Here is a 16,323-nt window from a genome sequence, read left to right as displayed (position 1 = left end):
GCGGCGCACTTTGAGGCAGATCCACACAGACTCAGCCCAAAAAGGAGAAAACCAAGAACTTATCCACATCGTGAGCACCTTCTGCTCACAAAGAGTGTGGGTCAATATTCGATGGAAAACTCGGGTCAGACTTCAGCGGAATTCAACAGTGGTTCATTCCCATAACGGGATCAGATTCAATTTAGTTACTTCTCCGGCGACTCAATCAACGTCAAAGCGACGCGGCCAGCATCTCTTCGTATTCCCCCGCGCTGGCGATGCGCGGATTCGTCTTGTGGCAATGGTCGGCCAGCGCGCCGGTGATGATCTGGCCGAACTGCTCCCGCTGAACACCCATCGCGGCCAGGCCGGTCGGCAAGCCCAGCCGGGCATTCATGTCGCGGATCGCCTCCGCGATGTCGCCGCCTGAAGCCAGGCCCATGGCGCGGGCCATGCGGTCCAGGCGCTTGTCTTTTTGCACCGATTCGGCCTCGGCGTTAAAGCGCACCACCGCCGGCAGGAACATCGCGTTCAGCGTGCCGTGGTGCAGGCGCGGGTCCACGCCGCCCAGGCTGTGGCTCAGGCTGTGCACGCAGCCCAGGCCTTTCTGGAAGGCCATGGCGCCTTGCATGGAGGCGCTCATCAAATTGAAACGCGCGTCGCGGTCGCTGCCGTCGCGGGTGGCGCGTTCGATGTGGGCCCAGCCGCGTTCAAGGCCGTCCAGCGCGATGCCGTCGGCCGGCGGGTTGAAGGCCGCCGACATAAAGGTTTCCATGCAATGCGCGATGGCGTCCATGCCGGTGGCGGCCGTCAATTTGGCGGGCAGGCCCAGCGTGAGTTCGGGGTCGCAGATGGCGGTTTTGGGCACCAGGTGCCATGAATGAAACCCCAGCTTGCGGTGGTCGTCCACGATGAGGATGGCGCCGCGCGCAACTTCGCTGCCAGTGCCGCTGGTGGTGGGCACGGCAATCAGCGGCGCGGCGCGGTCGGTGATTTTGAGCGAGCCGCCTTCAATGGTGGCGTAGGTGGTGAGCGGCCCTTCGTGCGTGGCGGCGATGGCCACGCCCTTGGCGCAGTCGATCGCCGAGCCGCCGCCCACGGCGATCAGGCCGTCGCAGCCGCTGGCCTTGTACAGTTCCGCGGCGGCGCGCACGGCGGCCTCGGTCGGGTTGGAGGGCGTCTGGTCGAACACCGTGACCGTCATGCCTGGCAGGGCGTCCAGCGCCTTTTGCAAAACGCCGGCCGCCTTGACGCCGGGGTCGGTCACGATGAGCGGTCGGGTGATGCCCACGCGCTCGCACTCCTGCTTGAGCAGCTTCACGGCGCCGAACTCGAACTGGACCTGGGTCACGTAGTAAATGAAGGCCATGCGGGCTGTCTTTCTGCGTTGTACGATGTGGGGCTATGCGGGTTCCTGCTCTGACTTTAATGGCTTTCAAGGCCGCCCGCCCGAATCCCCCGCCCGCCAACCCCGATTTCCGTCACCTGCGCGATAGCGGCCTTCGCGCCGCCGTCCAGACCATCCCCTGATGCCGACCCATTTGCCCGATCCGCATTCCTTGCTGACCCATGCCATGCGCGATGTGCTCAGCCGCATCGCCCGCGCCAGGCGCCCGCCGTTCCACACCCTGACAGCGGAGCAGGCCCGCGCCGCCTACGAGGCCGGCGCCGGCGTGCTGGAAATTCCCAAACCCGCGCTGCAGCGCGTGAAGGATTTGCAGATTCCCGCGCGCGACGGCCAGTTGCTGGGCGCGCGGCTGTATGCGCCGTCGGCCGGTGCGCTGCCGGTGCTGCTGTTCTTTCACGGCGGCGGCTTCACGGTGGGCAGCATCGCCACGCACGACATCCTGTGCCGCCAGCTCAGCCTGCTGGCCGGCATCGCCGTGGTGTCGCTGGACTACCGGCTGGCGCCGGCGCACAAGTTTCCGACGGCGGCCAACGATGCCTGGGACGCGCTGCAGTGGGTGGCCGGCAATGCGGCTGCGCAGGGACTGGATGCCTCGCGCATCGCCGTGGGCGGCGACAGCGCCGGCGGCACGCTGGCCGCCATGTGCGCGGTGCTGGCGCGTGACGCCGGCCTGCCGCTGGCCCTGCAGCTGCTGATCTACCCGGGCTGCGCCGCCCACCAGGACACACCTTCGCACAAAACCTTCGCCCAGGGTTTTGTGCTGGACGAGGCCGACATCACATGGTTCTTCAGCCAGTACGTGCGCAGCGCGGCGGACCGCGACGACTGGCGCTTCGCGCCACTCAATGCGCCCGACGTGGAAGGCGTGGCGCCGGCCTGGCTGGGCCTGGCCGAATGCGACCCGCTGGTCGATGAAGGCGTGATGTATGCCGACAAGCTGCGCATGGCCGGCGTGGCGGTGGACCTGGAGATTTACCGCGGCGTCACGCACGAGTTCATCAAGATGGGCCGCATCATTCCCGAGGCCAGGCGCGCCCATGCCGATGCGGCCCAGGCCTTGCGCGGCGCCTTCGGCCTCGATTAACCCCACAACGACAGCAACACCCATGAAACGACAGGACTTCCGCTTTTTCCACCGCCTGCGCGTGCGCTGGGCCGAGGTGGACATGCAAAAAATCGTCTTCAACGCGCACTACCTGATGTACTTCGACACGGCCATCACCGACTACTGGCGCGCGCTGGCCTTGCCGTATGAAGAAACCATGGTGCAACTGGGCGGCGACCTGTACGTCAAGAAAGCCGGCGTGGAATACCACGGCTCGGCGCGTTTTGACGACAGGCTGGACGTGGCGCTCAAGTGCGCGCGCATCGGCACGTCGTCGATGACCTTTGCGGGCGCGATCTTTCGCGGGGATGAACTGCTGATCACCTGCGAACTGGTCTATGTGTTTGCCGACCCGGCCTCGCAGACCTCCAGGCCGGTGCCCGATGCGCTGCGCCGGGTGCTGACGGGCTATGAAGCCGGCGAGCCCATGCTGCACATCAAGGCCGGCGACTGGGCCGCGCTGGGCACCGATGCCGGCAAGGTTCGCACCGCCGTGTTTGTGGAGGAGCAGCGCATTCCCATGCAGATGGTATGGGACGAGGCCGACAACACGGCCCTGCATGCCGTGGCCTACAACGGGCTGGGGCAGGGGATTGCGACGGGGCGGCTGGTGCGCCATGCGGACGGCATGGGCAAGATAGGCCGCATGGCGGTGCACCGCGCGCTGCGGGGTTCACGCGTAGGCGCGGACATCCTGCACACGCTGATGGGCGCGGCGCGCGAGCGCGGCGACCGTGAAGTCATGCTGCATGCCCAGCGCAGCGCGGAAGGTTTCTACCAGCGCCTCGGGTTTGCGCCGCGCGGCGAGCCGTTTGAGGAAGTCGGCATCCCGCACATCGAGATGGTCAAGGCGCCCTGAAGCTCAATTGCTCGCGATGGATTGGCCCCGCTGCGCCCGCAATGGCGCCGCGCCCATGCGTGCGTTCTTCCAGCCGGATGTCCCAGTCACGGCCCGAAGCCGTGGCCAGCAGCACGGTGCTGCAACGCGTGCCGTAAGCGCGTCCCGGCACTTCGACAAATGCGCTTGAGAGCGCTTCTTCCAGGTCGGCCGGTACGCCGGTGTGCGGCAGGTCGGCGGGCAAGGCGCGCTGCCGGTTGCCCAGCGCGGTCCACAGCAGCGCTTGCAGGCTTTCGTCGCCCGCCGCCCCATCGCCCGATTGCAGCGCCGCCGACAACACCCGCTTCAGCTCTACCGTTTTGGGCCAAGGTGTGTCGAGCCCGGCGTTGGAGAGTCCATAGAGGCCGGGCGCCAACGCCTGGGCATGCAAAACCGGCGCGCCGGCGTATTTATTGGTCACCCAGGTCCAGGCCTTTTGCCGCAGGTCGCCCAGCACCAGGTTAAAGCCGCCAAAGGCCGCACCGTTTTCTTCAAGCCCTGCCACAAAACCCGCCGCGTCGGCGTCGCTTGTCAACCAGCGCGTGACCAGTTCCCCGCGCGAACGCGGCGCGGCTTCAGATGTGGCTTGCCGCACATTGGTCAGGAAGGCGACGCGGCCGCCAGGTGTGATACCCAGCCAGGTGCCGCCGGCGCGCAGGTCGCGGCCGGAGAGGATTTCCTGGCCCGAGGCGGTTTTCCAGCGCGCGAGCGGCAACGTGGGCCGCTCCAGGAATTCATCGCGGTTTGCCGCGATCACCAGCGGCCGGCGAGTGGAGGCGCCGATGGCAAACGCAACCAGGCACATCAGATGTCTTCGAGCAGCGCGTAGGGCAGGGGAAGCAGGCTCAGGGCTGCGCCCGAGGCGCTTCCCAGGGTGAGGCGGCCGCCTTCGGCATCGGCCGCGGCGGAGGTCTGCATGGACACGATGGCGTCAAAGCCTCCGACGGGATTGGGCGCCGCCGCCGCGACAAGGCCGCAAGGCTGGCCGGCATCCGAAGCATGAAACACCTCTTGCCCGACCGACGGCATGCCGGCGGTGTGGGCCACGTAGGCACGCCGTTTGAGCGTGCCGCGGAACTGGCTGCGCGCCACGATTTCCTGGCCGGGGTAGCAGCCTTTCTTGAAGTTCACGCCGCCCACGGACTCGTAATTGAGCATCTGCGGCACAAAGGCCTCGAAAATGGGCTGGGTGATCATCGCGATGCCGGATTGCACGCCCAGCCACTGCCAGTCGGCCAGGCTGATGGACGAGGCTTGGGGCGCGGGCGAGCTTGCCGGCGCGCACCACAGCGCGCGCGCCTGGCCGGCGCCGGGGTGCAGGAACACCAGGCTGGCGTCGCCAAGATCGACCTTTTCCCAGAGGGCTCCGTCACGGCCCGCGACCTGTGACACGGCGGCGCCGGCCACGCCGTACAGGGAAAATTCCGAGCTGGCGTCACTGAGCTTGGCCTTGGCGCGCAGCACAAACATGGAAAGCCGCTTGAGCGTGGCCGGCAGGATGTCGCGGTTGCAGACCAGCAGTACGTCCACGCCGTGTTTGAAAACCACAAAGCTGGCCTGCATGCGGCCCTTGGCATTGCAAAAAGCCGCCAGGCGCGCTTCGTTGTTGCCCATCAGCGCCATGTCTTGCGTCAGTTGCCCCTGCAGGAAAGTGACGGCATCGTCGCCGGTTGCGCGGATCACGCCCAGGTGCGTCAGTTCGGTGGTGCCGGAGATCGAGGGGAGGGTCATGGAAGTCTTCACAGTCTGTGGGGAGATGGGCTGAATTATCATAGGCCTGAGCTTTTGCGTTCTGTACAGAAAAGGTAGCTGGGTTGTGCGTCGTGTCTTTACAAGTCTGTTGATACTGGTATTTACCGGCGCCCTGCTGTTGTTCGGTGCGGGATTATGGTGGCTGCACGAGCCGATTCCGCTGCGCCTGACGCCCGGCAGCCAGGTGGTGGACCTGGAAATCGAGCCCGGCACGCCCGCCAGCGGCGTGGCCGAGGTCATCGTGGCCAGCGGCGCCGATGTGCCGGCGATTTTTCTCCATGCCTGGTTCCGCTTTTCGGGTCAGGGTCGGCTGATCAAGGCCGGCAGCTATGAGCTGGCGCCAGGCACCACGCCGCAAAAGCTGCTCAGCATGCTGGTGCGGGGTGATCAAGCCCTCAAAAGCGTCACACTGGTCGAAGGCTGGAACTTCAACCAGGTGCGCGCGGCGCTGCAAAAAGCCGAGCAGCTGTCGCCCGACACGCTGGGCATGGCGCCCGAAGCCATCATGCAAAAGCTGGGCAAGCCCGGCGTGCACCCCGAGGGCCGCTTCTTCCCCGACACCTATACCTACGCCAAGGGCTCCAGCGACCTGGCCGTGCTCAAGCGCGCGGCGCGGGCCATGGACAAGCGCCTGGACGCCGCCTGGGCCCTGCGCAACCCGGACACCCCGCTCAAGACGCCTGACGAAGCCCTGATCCTGGCCAGCATCGTCGAAAAAGAAACCGGAAAGCCCTCGGACCGGGCGCAGATAGGCGGCGTTTTCACCAACCGGCTGCGCCAGGGCATGCTGCTGCAGACCGACCCGACCGTGATCTACGGCCTTGGCGATAAATTCGACGGCAACCTGCGCAAGCGCGACCTGCTTACCGACACCCCTTACAACACCTACACCCGCGCCGGCCTGCCGCCCACACCGATTGCCATGCCGGGCCGCGCCGCCTTGCTGGCCGCGGTGCAGCCGGCGCCCACCAAAGCGATCTACTTTGTGGCGCGCGGCGATGGCAGCAGCCATTTCAGCAGCAGCCTCGACGAGCACAACCGCGCCGTGAACAAATACATCCGGGGTCAGTAAATATGGCCCCCACGCTTTTCACTGCGTCTTCGACTTCGTGTAATACGCTGCCCCCCGAGGGGGCGCTGCGCCTGCGGCCCGGCAAAGCCGGTTCCGCGGCCCCTGCTTGCAGCACAACTTCGGCCGGGCATTTGAGCGAAAGAGATCATGAGCAATAGACCTCTGAGCGGCCTCTTTATCAGCTTCGAAGGCATAGACGGCGCCGGCAAGTCCACGCACATCGCCGGCCTGGCCGAGGCCTTCAAGGCCGGGGGCAGGGCAGTGACGCTGACGCGCGAGCCCGGCGGCACGCCGCTGGCCGAGAAGCTGCGCGCCATGGTGCTCAACGACGCCATGGATCCGCTGACCGAGGCCTTGCTGATCTTCGCCGCCCGGCGCGACCACATCGTCAACGTGATCGCCCCGGCGCTGCGGCGCGGCGACGTGGTGCTGTGCGACCGTTTCACCGACGCCACTTTTGCCTACCAGGGCGCGGGGCGCGGGTTTGACCTGAATCTGCTGGCCACGCTGGAGCAATGGGTGCAGTCCGACGAAGGCCTGCTGGGCGACCCGGCCGGCAATTCGCCGATGAAGCCTGAAGTCGAAACCGTGATCGAGCCGCACCTGACCGTCTGGTTCGACCTGGCGCCCGAGGAAGCCTCCTTGCGCCTGGCCGGCGCGCGCGTGCCCGACAAGTTCGAGGCGCAACCGCTGGAATTCTTCCGCCGTGTGGCGCAGGGTTATGCCGACCGGCAGAAAAACCACCCCGAACGTTTCGCCCGCATAGACGCCGCCAAATCCCGCGACGAGGTCTGGCAGGCGGTGCGCCAGGTGTTCGAGGCCAAAGGCTGGCTGCCATGAGCGACATCAACGATACCGAATCGAATAACCCGCCGCTGGCGCCCTGGCTGCAAACCCAGCTGGAAAGCCTGCTGGTCCAGCGCGGCCATGCCTGGCTGCTGAGCGGGCCTTCCGGCCTGGGGCAGTTCGAACTCGCGCTGGCGCTGGCCCGGGCCTGGCTTTGTGAAGAGGCCACGCCCCAGGGCGCTTGCGGCCATTGCGGCAGCTGCCATGCGGTGGACGTGCACACGCATGCCGACCTCTGCATGCTGATGCCCGAAACCCTGTCGCTGTCGCTCGGCTGGCCGCTGGACGAAAAAACCCAGGACGAGCTCGACGCCAAAAAACGCAAGCCCAGCAAGGAAATCAAGGTCGACGCCGCGCGCGAAGCCGTGTCCTTCACCCAGTTCACGCGTTCGCGCGGCACGACAAAAGTCGTGCTGGTGTTCCCGGCCGAGCGCATGAACAACGTCACGGCCAACACTTTGCTCAAGACGCTCGAAGAACCGCCCGGCGCGGTGAAGTTCATCCTGGCCACCGAGGCGGCGCACCAGCTGCTGCCCACCATACGCAGCCGCTGCCTGGGCCACACCATGGTCTGGCCGGACTTTGAACTGGCGCTGGGCTGGCTGCAGCAAGAGATCTCCAACGCCGGCGAGGGCGCCGCCACCGGCAAAAAAACCGCCCCGGTGCCCAAGCCCGCCGACCTGCAAACCCTGCTGGTCGCCGCGGGCGGCCGCCCGGCCGACGCGTTGGCCTGGGCCCAAAGCAGCCCGCCGGGCGAAGCCGCCCTGCATTGGCAGGCCCTGCCCAAAGCCATGGCGCGCGGCGACGTCAGCGCCTTGTCGGACTGGGCGCCCGCGCAGGCGCTCGACGCCCTGCAAAAGCTTTGCCACGACGTGCTGGCCGTGCGCATGGGCGCCGCGCCGCGGTTTTTCAGCGCCGGCGACCTTCCCGCGCCACAGCCCAGCCGGGCCGGCAAGGCCGGAGGCGGCTTGTATGCGCTGGCCGCCTGGTCCCGCGAACTGGCCACCGCCGCCCGCACCGTGGAGCACCCCTACAACCCCGGCCTGATGCTGGAATCTCTGGTCAGCCGCGCCCGGCTGGCGCTCAACACCCAATAAGCAGGCCGATTTTTGTGCCGCAATGTGCAGCAATTGCGGGCGCCGTCGTCCTCAAACCGATAAACTAAGGCCATGAGTACACCTCCACCCGCCAGTACCCCCGCAGCCGCCGGCGCGCGACCCAGCGTCGTCCAGCTGGCCATCAAGGAAAAAGCCGCGCTCTACGCCGCCTACATCCCGCTGTTCAAGGAAGGCGGCGTTTTTATCCCCACGGCACGCGATTACAAGCTCGGCGACGACGTCTACGTGCTTCTGACGCTACCCGAAGACACGCAGCGCTACCCGGTCGCCGGCAAGGTCGCCTGGGTCACGCCCGGCAGGGCGGCAGGCAACCGCACCCAGGGTGTCGGCGTGCGCTTTCCGGCCGACGAAAAATCCCGCCTGCTCAAGCTCAAGATCGAGGAAATCCTCGGCGCGCACCTGGCCTCCGACCGGCCCACGCAGACGATTTAAGCGAACCGGCGGCTGCGCTGGCCGCCCCCTTTATGCTTCCTGCACCCTCATAGATATAGAGCGGCAGCGGCATCCCCATCCAGAGCCCTTGCGCCATGTTCACCGATTCCCACTGCCACTTAAGCTTTCCCGAGCTCCAGGCCCAGCTGCCGCAGATCCGCCAGGCCATGCAGGACGCCCAGGTCGACCGGGCGCTGTGCATCTGCACCACGCTCGAAGAGTTCGAGACCGTCCACGGGCTGGCCACCCGCTATGACAATTTCTGGGCCACCGTGGGCGTGCACCCCGACAACGAGGACGTCCAGGAACCCAGCCTGGAAGACCTGCTGACGCGCGCGGCGCTGCCCAAGGTGGTCGGCATAGGCGAAACCGGGCTCGATTACTACCGCCTGGGCGAGCGCACGGTGGCCGACATGGAATGGCAGCGCGAGCGCTTCCGGGTGCACATACGCGCGGCGCGCCAGACCGCCAAGCCGCTGGTCATCCACACCCGCAGCGCCTCCGACGACACGATTGCCATCCTCAAGGAGGAGGGCGGCAACATGGGAAGTGGGGGGCAGGCCGGCGCCGCCACCGGCGTTTTTCACTGCTTCACCGAAACCCTGGCCGTGGCCCGCGCGGCCCTGGACCTGGGTTTTTACATCTCGTTTTCCGGCATCCTGACTTTCAAGAACGCGGCCGATTTGCGCGAAGTGGCCCAGTTCGTGCCGCTGGACCGCATGCTGATAGAAACCGACAGCCCCTACCTGGCGCCCATGCCTTACCGCGGCAAAACCAACAACCCGTCTTATGTGCCCTTCGTCGCCAAACAGATCGCCGAGCTGACCCAGAAACCGCTCGAGGTCATTGCCGAGGCCACCAGCCGCAACTTCGAACAGCTTTTCAGTGGGGTCAAAGCATGACGAAAAACCTCATCCATCACTTTAAGACAGCAATTTACCTGGTTGTTATTGTTGGAGTTTCTGTGGCAAGCGCCGGCTCGTATGAAGACTTCTTCATGGCCGTGAAGCAAGACACGCCGAACCCCATCCAGAACCTGCTGCGGCGCGGGTTTGACCCCAACACCGTGGACCCCAACGGCCAGACGGGCCTCTTCATCGCCCTGCGCGAACCGTCCCCCAGAGTCGCCCAAGTGCTGATCGACTGGCCCAAGACCGACGTCAACCGGCTTAACAGCAAGGGCGAAAGCGCCCTCATGCTGGCCGCGCTCACGGACCAGCAGGACTTGGCAGAAAAACTCATCAAGAAGGGCGCCGACGTCAACAAGACCGGCTGGACGCCGCTGCACTACGCGGCCACCAAGGGCCACCTGGCCATCATCAGCCTGCTGCTGGAGCAGCATGCCTATATCGATGCCGAATCCCCGAACGGCACGACGCCCCTGATGATGGCCGCCATGTACGGCACCCCCGCGGCCGTCAAGCTGCTGCTGCAGGAAGGCGCCGACCCGCAGCTCAAGAACCAGCAAGGCCTGACAGCCCTGGAGTTCGCCGAACGCGCCAGCCGGCCGGACGCGGTGGAATTGCTGGCCGCGGCCGTCAGGGGCAAAAAGCCGGCTGGGCAATGGTGATCGCCGCTCGCAAGAAAAAGAAAGCCCGGACAGTTTTGTAAAACCCGGTCATTAAACTGCAGGTAAAAGGAGCGCCGTTTCAGGCGCCGCTCAACATAAGGCAAAGGAAAAAAATGCACGATACCGCCATGGAGCACGGGGCCGCGTTCTTTAACACCTATCTGAGGTATTCGACAAACCTGACCATTGTGGACATCGGTTCACAAGACGTGAACGGAAGCCTGAGATCGGTCGCTCCGCCAGACAACAAATACGTAGGCGTGGATTTTGAGAATGCCAAAGGCGTTGATGTGGTCATCACGGATCCTTATTCTTTGCCTTTTGAAAATGAATCGGTGGACGTGGTGGTGAGTTCCTCCTGCTTCGAGCATTCGGAATTTTTTTGGCTTTTATTCAACGAAGCTTTAAGAATCCTCAAACCCACCGGGCTGCTCTTTATCAACGTACCGTCCAACGGGGCGTTCCACCGATATCCGGTGGATTGCTGGCGCTTTTACCCCGATAGCGGCGTGGCCCTGCAGAACTGGGGAAAAAGAAGCGGCTACAGCTGCGCACTGCTGGAGTCATTTATAGGCGGCAAACAACAAGACATCTGGAATGATTTCATCGCAGTATTCGTGAAAGACGAACGCCATGAATCCAGGTATCGCGATCGCATGCAAGATGCGCTGCCGGCAATTACCAACGGCCGCCTGTATAACTCGGAAGAGATCAGGAACTATGTCCAGCCGTCCGAGGACCAGGCTGCCCATACAAAGCTTGCCGCCATCGTTCAATCCATCAATCAGATCCTGAGCACCTGATCTGTAATGGCCGGCAACCCGCTCAAAGCGCAGCTTGCTTGCGGCCAGGACACCATGGGAGTCAGTTCTGTCAAGTCCTCAGCGAGATGTGCAGCAGTTGCTCCGCATCGGGGTGTTTGAGGCCCAGGTCAGCCAGCACGCTCGGACGTGCCGGGCCTGTTCAAGACGGTCAGCGAGGTACTGGGGCACCTTGCGAGACTCTCGCTCAATATTCCACGATGTATATTATGTTAACTAACATTTGGAGCAAAGTCGTGGAAGCATCCAGCTTGTCAAAGCAGCCTTATAAAACGGCGAGCCTGGTGGCTGTCTGCGCGGTGCTCCTTGCCGGTTGCGCCTCTGATGGCCACACGCCGGCCAACACGCGCTGCGGTGATCTTCAGTTCAGCCAGAACGACCGTCTTGTGGAGTCCAACGGGGCGTCGGTCACGATCCGCCGCATGCCCTTTACCGTGAGTTATGCCGGAAAGGCACAGGGCGTGTTCAGGCTGCACGCGGCCTCGCCGAACTCCCCGACCAACGGCCTGCGCGATGCGCCCAAGGACCTCTGGCTTGTGGATTCCAGGCCGCTGGTACGCGAGCCTGGCGATCTGCGCCTCGCCGGACATCTTCTGGAACACACACGCTTGTCCAGCTACTCTGCAGGCCCTGACATGAGCATGCCTCGGCAACTCCGGCGCCCGGCAGTCCCGCCGTCGGATTCCCGCGCAGTTGGCCGCCTGGACTACAACGAAACGACCGTGGGCGACGACCCCGGCAAGCGATTGATGCGGGTGACCAAGGTGCAGGGGCAAGCACTTCCCGGCTCGAAGTGGCCTGTATTGCATTTGACTTCGCTGGTCGGCGCGCTTGCGCCGGCCTCCTCCTCCCCGGAAGTGGTGAACTGGTCGGCCTGCACCGTGTTCTTCGAGTGAGCGGGCATCACCTGAATGGGCCGAATACTGCGGCACACACGCCTCCTGCTGAGCGCCTCTCGTACCTTTCGCCCCCTTCCGGCGCACCGATCACGCAGCCATCCAATACGATGAAATCCTGGCGGCGCTCAAGCGTCGCCAGCCGTCCCCTCCGCGCCTGCCGTGCGGTCAAGGTTTGCAATCAGCCGGGTGAGAAAAGCGACAAACTGGGTGGCTTCATCTTCCGTGAAGCCGTTCAGGGCGTCGCGGTTGCCCTGGAATAGGGTCGCGCAAGCCTCCGGCAGGCGTTGGCGCGCAGTGTCCGTCAATGCGATCTGACTGCTGCGCCCGTCATTCGGGTCAGGCGTGCGGAGGATCAAGCCGTCCCGCTCCATGCGGGCCAGCATTTGCGCCATTGAAGGCTGCTCGATGCGGGCGAAGCGTGCCAGGTCACGCTGCGATGCTGCCGGCCAGTCCTCCAGCGCAATCAAAACCGGCAGATGGCCGACTCCAAAGCCCAAAGGCTTGAGACGGGCTTCGCTCAGCCGTGCAAACCCACGTGCCGCCAGGCTGATCAGATGCCCGGGTGAAGACAGCACTTCGTGCATGGATTTCTCTACTTGCATAGGCGCCTATTGTTTTATATAGTTACCTATATTAATCAGAAATCACCCTGCCTCGCAAGCAGTCGCTGCATGCCGGAGCCTGCACCCTACCGAAAGAAGGAACTCAAATGACCGAAAACGTGGAAATTCTCAAACGCATGTACGAGCGCTTCAATGCAAGGGATATAGACGGCGTCCTGGCCGCCCTCACCGACGACGTCGCCTGGGCCAATGGGATGGACGGCGGGCATGTCCATGGCCGTGAGGCTGTCCGGGACTATTGGACACGCCAATGGGCCGTCGTGAGCCCGCGCGTCGATCCCGTGAGTTTCGATACGGCTGAGGACGCCTCGGTCCTCGTGAAGGTTCAACAGTCCATCCGCGATCTCGAAGGCCGCCCGCTGCAGGACCAGGCACATGGGCTGAAGGACAAGCTGGTCGGGCACCTGTTTCAATTTCGCCAGGGTCAAGTCGCCCGCTTCGATATCCAAGACTTCTGAGGTCCGCCGGCCTCAGGGATTCCGCACCAGGCGAATCGCCGTCGGCGAAGAGCTCGTGGATTCACCGGCCGTGCCATCCACGAAATCCACACGCAGAAAGTAATGCGCTCCCGCGGGGGTTGAGGACCAGAACCTGCCTGGCGGTGTGTCCGGGAAGGCTTTCGGGTCTATCGCCGCCGTGTTGGCGGTGACGTCGGCCAGCGTGAGAGATGCGATGGAAAGCAGTTCCTTCACGGTGGGCAGGCGCCAGGGCTTTCCTGTCGCGGCGTTGACCTGGGCCGCACGCAACACGGCGAGCTGGTGCGTCAGTGGTTCTATCGTTCCGGTGCAGCGGTTGTTCTTGTATTCCATGCCGACCGCGCACCGTGACCAGACCAGGTTTGTCTTGCTGTCCACGACTTCCATGCCGTCACCGGACACCTGGTAGCGGCCCTGCGCGCCGGCGGTCAGATGAAACCCCATTGCAAGCACCAGGAACAAAAGCGTTTTCATGACAAGCCCTCCAGAGGTAGTCGATCCGGCCGTGCCGAAATGGTCAATGGTGCAAATCTCTCACCAGTTGGTGGCGATGTATTTGGCCTCGGAGAATTCCAGGATTCCCTCGTGCGCGCCCTCCCGGCCCAGGCCGCTTTGCTTCACGCCGCCGAAGGGGGCGGCCGGGTCGGACACCAGGCCCCGGTTGAGCGCCACCATGCCGCTTTCAATCTGCATGCTGACGCGCAGGCCCCTGGCCATGTCCCGGGTGTAGACATAGGCGACCAGGCCGTATTCGGTGTCGTTGGCCAACGCAATGGCTTCGGCCTCGGTGTCAAACACCACCAGGGGAGCGACCGGGCCAAAGATTTCCTCTCCCAGCAGCCTCGCATCCCGGGGCACGTCCGCCAGCACCGTCGGCATGTAGAAGTAGCCGCCGCGCCCGGGCCGCGTGCCGCCGGCCAGCACGCGCGCGCCGCGGGCGACCGCGTCGTCGACCAGGTCGCTGACTTTGTTCACCGCTTTGGGGGTGATCAGCGGGCCGCAGCCGGTGGCCGGGTCCAGGCCGTTGCCGACCTGGATGGCGCCCATGCGCTCGGCCAGCCTGGCCGCGAAGCCGGCGTAGATGCCGCGCTGCACATAAAAACGGTTGGCCGCGGTGCAGGCCTCACCGCCGTTGCGCATCTTGGCGACCATCGCGCCTTCGATGGCGGCGTCGATGTCCGCGTCGTCAAACACCAGGAAAGGCGCGTTGCCGCCCAGCTCCATCGAGCATGAAATCACCTGTCCTGCCGCGCTGCGCAGCAAGGTGCGGCCGACCTGGGTCGAGCCGGTGAAGGACAGCTTGCGCACGCGCGGGTCCGCCAGCATCGCGTCAATCACCGGGCCGGGCTCGGAGGTTGTCACCACGTTGACCACGCCGTCCGGCACGCCCGCTTCGGCCATCAGTTCGGCCATGGCAAAGGCGGTCAAAGGCGTTTCGGCCGCTGGCTTGAGCACACAGGTGCAGCCTGCCGCCAGCGCGGGCGCGATCTTGCGCGTGGCCATCGCGGCGGGGAAGTTCCACGGCGTGACCAGCACCGAAACGCCTATGGGCTGGTACTGCACCATGATGCGGTTGGCGCCGCCGGGCGCCGTGCCGAGCTGGCCGTTCAGGCGCACGGCCTCCTCGGAAAACCAGCGGAAAAACTCCGCCGCATAGGCAACTTCGCCCCGCGCATCGGAGAGCGACTTGCCGTTTTCGAACGAGATCAGTTGCGCCAGGTATTCCTTGTCGCGGATCATGAGTTCGAAGCAGCGCCTGAGCATCTCGGCGCGCTCGCGGGCAGGCAGGCGCGCGAAGGCCGGCGCGGCGCGGCTGGCGGCGGCGACGGCATCGAGGCCGTCCTGCACGCCCGCATCGGCGACTTCAGCGATCAAGGCTTCTGTGGACGGATCAATGACCCGAAGGCGGCGGCCATCGCCGGCGTTGCGCCACTGGCCGTCGATAAAAAGCTGTACGGGAGGAATACGTGGTGTCATGAGTGGTGGGGAGTCTGTTGAAGGAAGTCTGGCGGAGGCCATGAGTGAATGAATGAGCGAATGGTTCAGACCGGTGCGGGCGGCCTGCCCTGATGCGCCGCCCGCGTGATCGCGGCCATCGCGGCTTCATCCAGCGGGCGCGGGTTGTTGTTGACCAGCCGCGCCGCCAGCATGGACTGCGCCGCCACGTGCGCCAGGTCGTCGCCGGAAAGGCCGATGTCCTGCAGCGTTGCGGGAATGCCGATGCGGCTCAAGAGGCCGCGCACGGCCTCGATGGCCGCATCCGCGAGTTTTTCCTCGTCATGGCCTTCCACGCCCATGGCGCTTGCGATCTTTGCAAACTCGGCGGTGCAGGCGGGCCGGTTAAAGGCCATGACATAGGGCATCAGCACCGCCACACCGATACCGTGGGCGGTGTGCGTCAATGCGCCCACCGGGTACTGGATGGCATGGGCGGCCGCGGTGCCGGCCGTGCCGAATGCAAGGCCGGCATGCAGGGCCGCCATCATCACGCCCGCCCTCGCCTGCGTGTCGTCGCCGTTTTCAACCGCCCGGGGCAGGTATTTCGCAAGCAGGCCTATGGCCGTGAGCGCGTGCACGTCGGTCAGCGCGTTCTTGCCCACAAACACTCGCCCGGTGGCCAGGTCCGCCGCGGCTTCCCTGCGGACGGCGGTGAAGGCCTCGATCGCATGTGTCAGCGCGTCCGCACCCGAACACGCGGTGAGCCCTGGCGGGCAGCTGCGGGTCAACTCCGGGTCACAGATGGCGGTATGCGGAATCAGGTGCGGGCTGGATACGCCGACCTTCATGTCCTTCCGGTCATCGGCCACCACTGCCACTGCGGTTACTTCCGAACCGGTGCCGGACGTCGTCGGGATCGCGATCAGCGGCATCAGCGGCCCCGGCACCTTCAACTCACCGTAGTAGTCCGACAGGTCGCCGCCGTGCGTCAGCAGCAGGCCCACCAGCTTGGCCATGTCCATGCAACTGCCGCCGCCAATGCCTATCACCACGTCCGGCGCGAAGGCCCGCGATCGTTCAACGCATTCCAGGACGCCGGCCATCGGCAACTCGGCCTGGGTCTTGTCATAGACCATGGTTTCAAGGCCGCAGGTTTGCAGGTTCTGGATCATCGCGCCGAACATGGCATCGGCGGCCAGGCGTTCGTCCGTGCAGACCAAGGCACGCGTGCCGAGTGTGCGGGCGACGGCGCCCAGTGCGTGGCGCTGGCCGCCGCCAAAAAGAATGGCACGCGGCGAGCGCAAAAACCCGGAAAACCCCGAAAACCCGGCGCTGGCCGGCATGGATAGAGACATGAAACTTTCCTTGAAATGGATCCTGTAAAAATCGTATCGTATTTGATTCGTC

At 64.8% G+C, this 16,323-nt stretch carries 18 protein-coding genes; 11 read left to right on the top strand and 7 right to left on the bottom strand.

What is annotated here, in order from left to right:
* Positions 1–211: 211 nt before the first annotated feature.
* Positions 212–1,348, bottom strand: a complete 1,137-nt coding sequence (locus ACLV74_RS13255; protein WP_411879852.1) for an iron-containing alcohol dehydrogenase — start codon at positions 1,346–1,348, stop codon at positions 212–214.
* Positions 1,349–1,508: 160 nt separating this feature from the next.
* Here ACLV74_RS13255 and ACLV74_RS13250 point away from each other — a divergent pair, with 160 nt between their 5' ends.
* Both ACLV74_RS13250 and ACLV74_RS13245 read left to right on the top strand, forming a co-directional pair.
* Positions 1,509–2,471 (top strand): alpha/beta hydrolase, encoded by a 963-nt coding sequence (locus tag ACLV74_RS13250; protein ID WP_411879851.1) that lies wholly within the window; start codon positions 1,509–1,511, stop codon positions 2,469–2,471.
* A 22-nt stretch (positions 2,472–2,493) separates the two neighbouring features.
* Positions 2,494–3,351 carry a YbgC/FadM family acyl-CoA thioesterase gene (locus ACLV74_RS13245; RefSeq protein ID WP_411879850.1) on the top strand — a complete coding sequence of 286 codons (858 nt, stop codon included), beginning with the start codon at positions 2,494–2,496 and terminating at the stop codon, positions 3,349–3,351.
* On the opposite strand, the gene ACLV74_RS13240 is transcribed toward ACLV74_RS13245, so the two are convergent.
* Positions 3,338–4,174, bottom strand: a complete 837-nt coding sequence (locus ACLV74_RS13240; RefSeq protein WP_411879849.1) for an NRDE family protein — start codon at positions 4,172–4,174, stop codon at positions 3,338–3,340. The two genes, ACLV74_RS13245 and ACLV74_RS13240, sit on opposite strands and share 14 nt — an antisense overlap.
* Positions 4,174–5,100, bottom strand: a complete 927-nt coding sequence (locus tag ACLV74_RS13235; RefSeq protein ID WP_411879848.1) for a YgfZ/GcvT domain-containing protein — start codon at positions 5,098–5,100, stop codon at positions 4,174–4,176. The genes ACLV74_RS13240 and ACLV74_RS13235 overlap by 1 nt, the downstream gene beginning before the upstream one ends.
* Before the next feature lie 85 nt (positions 5,101–5,185).
* Between ACLV74_RS13235 and mltG the strand changes: the two genes are divergently transcribed.
* The 8 genes from mltG (at position 5,186) to ACLV74_RS13195 (ending at position 11,876) form a co-directional block, all read left to right on the top strand.
* Positions 5,186–6,193 carry an endolytic transglycosylase MltG gene (gene mltG, locus ACLV74_RS13230; protein ID WP_411879847.1) on the top strand — a complete coding sequence of 336 codons (1,008 nt, stop codon included), beginning with the start codon at positions 5,186–5,188 and terminating at the stop codon, positions 6,191–6,193.
* 147 nt (positions 6,194–6,340) lie between these two features.
* Positions 6,341–7,033, top strand: a complete 693-nt coding sequence (gene tmk / locus ACLV74_RS13225; RefSeq protein ID WP_411879846.1) for a dTMP kinase — start codon at positions 6,341–6,343, stop codon at positions 7,031–7,033.
* Positions 7,030–8,136: a DNA polymerase III subunit delta' gene (locus tag ACLV74_RS13220; protein ID WP_411879845.1), complete on the top strand. Its 1,107-nt coding sequence runs from the start codon at positions 7,030–7,032 to the stop codon at positions 8,134–8,136. Before tmk ends, ACLV74_RS13220 begins: the two co-directional genes overlap by 4 nt.
* A gap of 72 nt (positions 8,137–8,208) precedes the next feature.
* Positions 8,209–8,589 (top strand): PilZ domain-containing protein, encoded by a 381-nt coding sequence (locus ACLV74_RS13215; RefSeq protein ID WP_411879844.1) that lies wholly within the window; start codon positions 8,209–8,211, stop codon positions 8,587–8,589.
* A gap of 95 nt (positions 8,590–8,684) precedes the next feature.
* Entirely contained in the window at positions 8,685–9,491 is an 807-nt protein-coding gene (locus ACLV74_RS13210) for a TatD family hydrolase (RefSeq protein ID WP_411879843.1), read from the top strand.
* Positions 9,488–10,159, top strand: a complete 672-nt coding sequence (locus ACLV74_RS13205; protein ID WP_411879842.1) for an ankyrin repeat domain-containing protein — start codon at positions 9,488–9,490, stop codon at positions 10,157–10,159. Before ACLV74_RS13210 ends, ACLV74_RS13205 begins: the two co-directional genes overlap by 4 nt.
* 113 nt (positions 10,160–10,272) lie before the next feature.
* On the top strand, positions 10,273–10,962 hold the full coding sequence (locus ACLV74_RS13200) for a methyltransferase domain-containing protein (protein ID WP_411879841.1): 690 nt from the start codon (positions 10,273–10,275) through the stop codon (positions 10,960–10,962).
* A 254-nt stretch (positions 10,963–11,216) separates the two neighbouring features.
* On the top strand, positions 11,217–11,876 hold the full coding sequence (locus ACLV74_RS13195) for a hypothetical protein (protein WP_411879840.1): 660 nt from the start codon (positions 11,217–11,219) through the stop codon (positions 11,874–11,876).
* 128 nt (positions 11,877–12,004) lie between these two features.
* Here the strand turns inward: ACLV74_RS13195 and ACLV74_RS13190 are convergent, their stop codons facing one another.
* Complete coding sequence (locus ACLV74_RS13190) at positions 12,005–12,463, bottom strand: MarR family winged helix-turn-helix transcriptional regulator (protein WP_411879839.1); 459 nt, start codon at positions 12,461–12,463, stop codon at positions 12,005–12,007.
* Positions 12,464–12,588: 125 nt separating this feature from the next.
* On the opposite strand from ACLV74_RS13190, the gene ACLV74_RS13185 reads away from it, so the two are divergent.
* The gene (locus ACLV74_RS13185; RefSeq protein ID WP_411879838.1) at positions 12,589–12,960 is read left to right on the top strand and encodes a nuclear transport factor 2 family protein; all 372 of its coding nucleotides are present in this window, start codon (positions 12,589–12,591) and stop codon (positions 12,958–12,960) included.
* 12 nt (positions 12,961–12,972) lie between these two features.
* Here ACLV74_RS13185 and ACLV74_RS13180 read toward each other — a convergent pair whose 3' ends face one another.
* The 3 genes from ACLV74_RS13180 to ACLV74_RS13170 all read right to left on the bottom strand — a co-directional run bounded on the left by ACLV74_RS13180 (position 12,973) and on the right by ACLV74_RS13170 (position 16,271).
* Positions 12,973–13,452 carry a DUF1566 domain-containing protein gene (locus ACLV74_RS13180; protein WP_411879837.1) on the bottom strand — a complete coding sequence of 160 codons (480 nt, stop codon included), beginning with the start codon at positions 13,450–13,452 and terminating at the stop codon, positions 12,973–12,975.
* A gap of 60 nt (positions 13,453–13,512) precedes the next feature.
* A complete protein-coding gene (locus tag ACLV74_RS13175; RefSeq protein ID WP_411879836.1) occupies positions 13,513–14,955 on the bottom strand; it encodes an NAD-dependent succinate-semialdehyde dehydrogenase in 1,443 nt (480 codons plus the stop codon).
* A gap of 65 nt (positions 14,956–15,020) precedes the next feature.
* Positions 15,021–16,271 carry an iron-containing alcohol dehydrogenase gene (locus tag ACLV74_RS13170; protein WP_411879835.1) on the bottom strand — a complete coding sequence of 417 codons (1,251 nt, stop codon included), beginning with the start codon at positions 16,269–16,271 and terminating at the stop codon, positions 15,021–15,023.
* Between the last annotated feature and the right edge of the window lie 52 nt (positions 16,272–16,323).

The organism is Polaromonas sp. YR568 (assembly GCF_943369415.1).
In the GTDB taxonomy this organism is placed as follows: domain Bacteria; phylum Pseudomonadota; class Gammaproteobacteria; order Burkholderiales; family Burkholderiaceae_C; genus Polaromonas.
This window is presented reverse-complemented; position numbering and strand designations above follow the sequence as displayed.

What these genes read in the sequence shown, in the direction of transcription:
- ACLV74_RS13255 (WP_411879852.1), bottom strand. Translation starts at nt 1,348, where the DNA reads ATGGCCTTCATTTACTACGTGACCCAGGTCCAGTTCGAGTTCGGCGCC.
- ACLV74_RS13250 (WP_411879851.1), top strand. Translation starts at nt 1,509, where the DNA reads ATGCCGACCCATTTGCCCGATCCGCATTCCTTGCTGACCCATGCCATG.
- ACLV74_RS13245 (WP_411879850.1), top strand. Translation starts at nt 2,494, where the DNA reads ATGAAACGACAGGACTTCCGCTTTTTCCACCGCCTGCGCGTGCGCTGG.
- ACLV74_RS13240 (WP_411879849.1), bottom strand. Translation starts at nt 4,174, where the DNA reads ATGTGCCTGGTTGCGTTTGCCATCGGCGCCTCCACTCGCCGGCCGCTG.
- ACLV74_RS13235 (WP_411879848.1), bottom strand. Translation starts at nt 5,100, where the DNA reads ATGACCCTCCCCTCGATCTCCGGCACCACCGAACTGACGCACCTGGGC.
- tmk (WP_411879846.1), top strand. Translation starts at nt 6,341, where the DNA reads ATGAGCAATAGACCTCTGAGCGGCCTCTTTATCAGCTTCGAAGGCATA.
- ACLV74_RS13220 (WP_411879845.1), top strand. Translation starts at nt 7,030, where the DNA reads ATGAGCGACATCAACGATACCGAATCGAATAACCCGCCGCTGGCGCCC.
- ACLV74_RS13215 (WP_411879844.1), top strand. Translation starts at nt 8,209, where the DNA reads ATGAGTACACCTCCACCCGCCAGTACCCCCGCAGCCGCCGGCGCGCGA.
- ACLV74_RS13210 (WP_411879843.1), top strand. Translation starts at nt 8,685, where the DNA reads ATGTTCACCGATTCCCACTGCCACTTAAGCTTTCCCGAGCTCCAGGCC.
- ACLV74_RS13205 (WP_411879842.1), top strand. Translation starts at nt 9,488, where the DNA reads ATGACGAAAAACCTCATCCATCACTTTAAGACAGCAATTTACCTGGTT.
- ACLV74_RS13200 (WP_411879841.1), top strand. Translation starts at nt 10,273, where the DNA reads ATGCACGATACCGCCATGGAGCACGGGGCCGCGTTCTTTAACACCTAT.
- ACLV74_RS13190 (WP_411879839.1), bottom strand. Translation starts at nt 12,463, where the DNA reads ATGCACGAAGTGCTGTCTTCACCCGGGCATCTGATCAGCCTGGCGGCA.
- ACLV74_RS13185 (WP_411879838.1), top strand. Translation starts at nt 12,589, where the DNA reads ATGACCGAAAACGTGGAAATTCTCAAACGCATGTACGAGCGCTTCAAT.
- ACLV74_RS13180 (WP_411879837.1), bottom strand. Translation starts at nt 13,452, where the DNA reads ATGAAAACGCTTTTGTTCCTGGTGCTTGCAATGGGGTTTCATCTGACC.
- ACLV74_RS13175 (WP_411879836.1), bottom strand. Translation starts at nt 14,955, where the DNA reads ATGACACCACGTATTCCTCCCGTACAGCTTTTTATCGACGGCCAGTGG.
- ACLV74_RS13170 (WP_411879835.1), bottom strand. Translation starts at nt 16,271, where the DNA reads ATGTCTCTATCCATGCCGGCCAGCGCCGGGTTTTCGGGGTTTTCCGGG.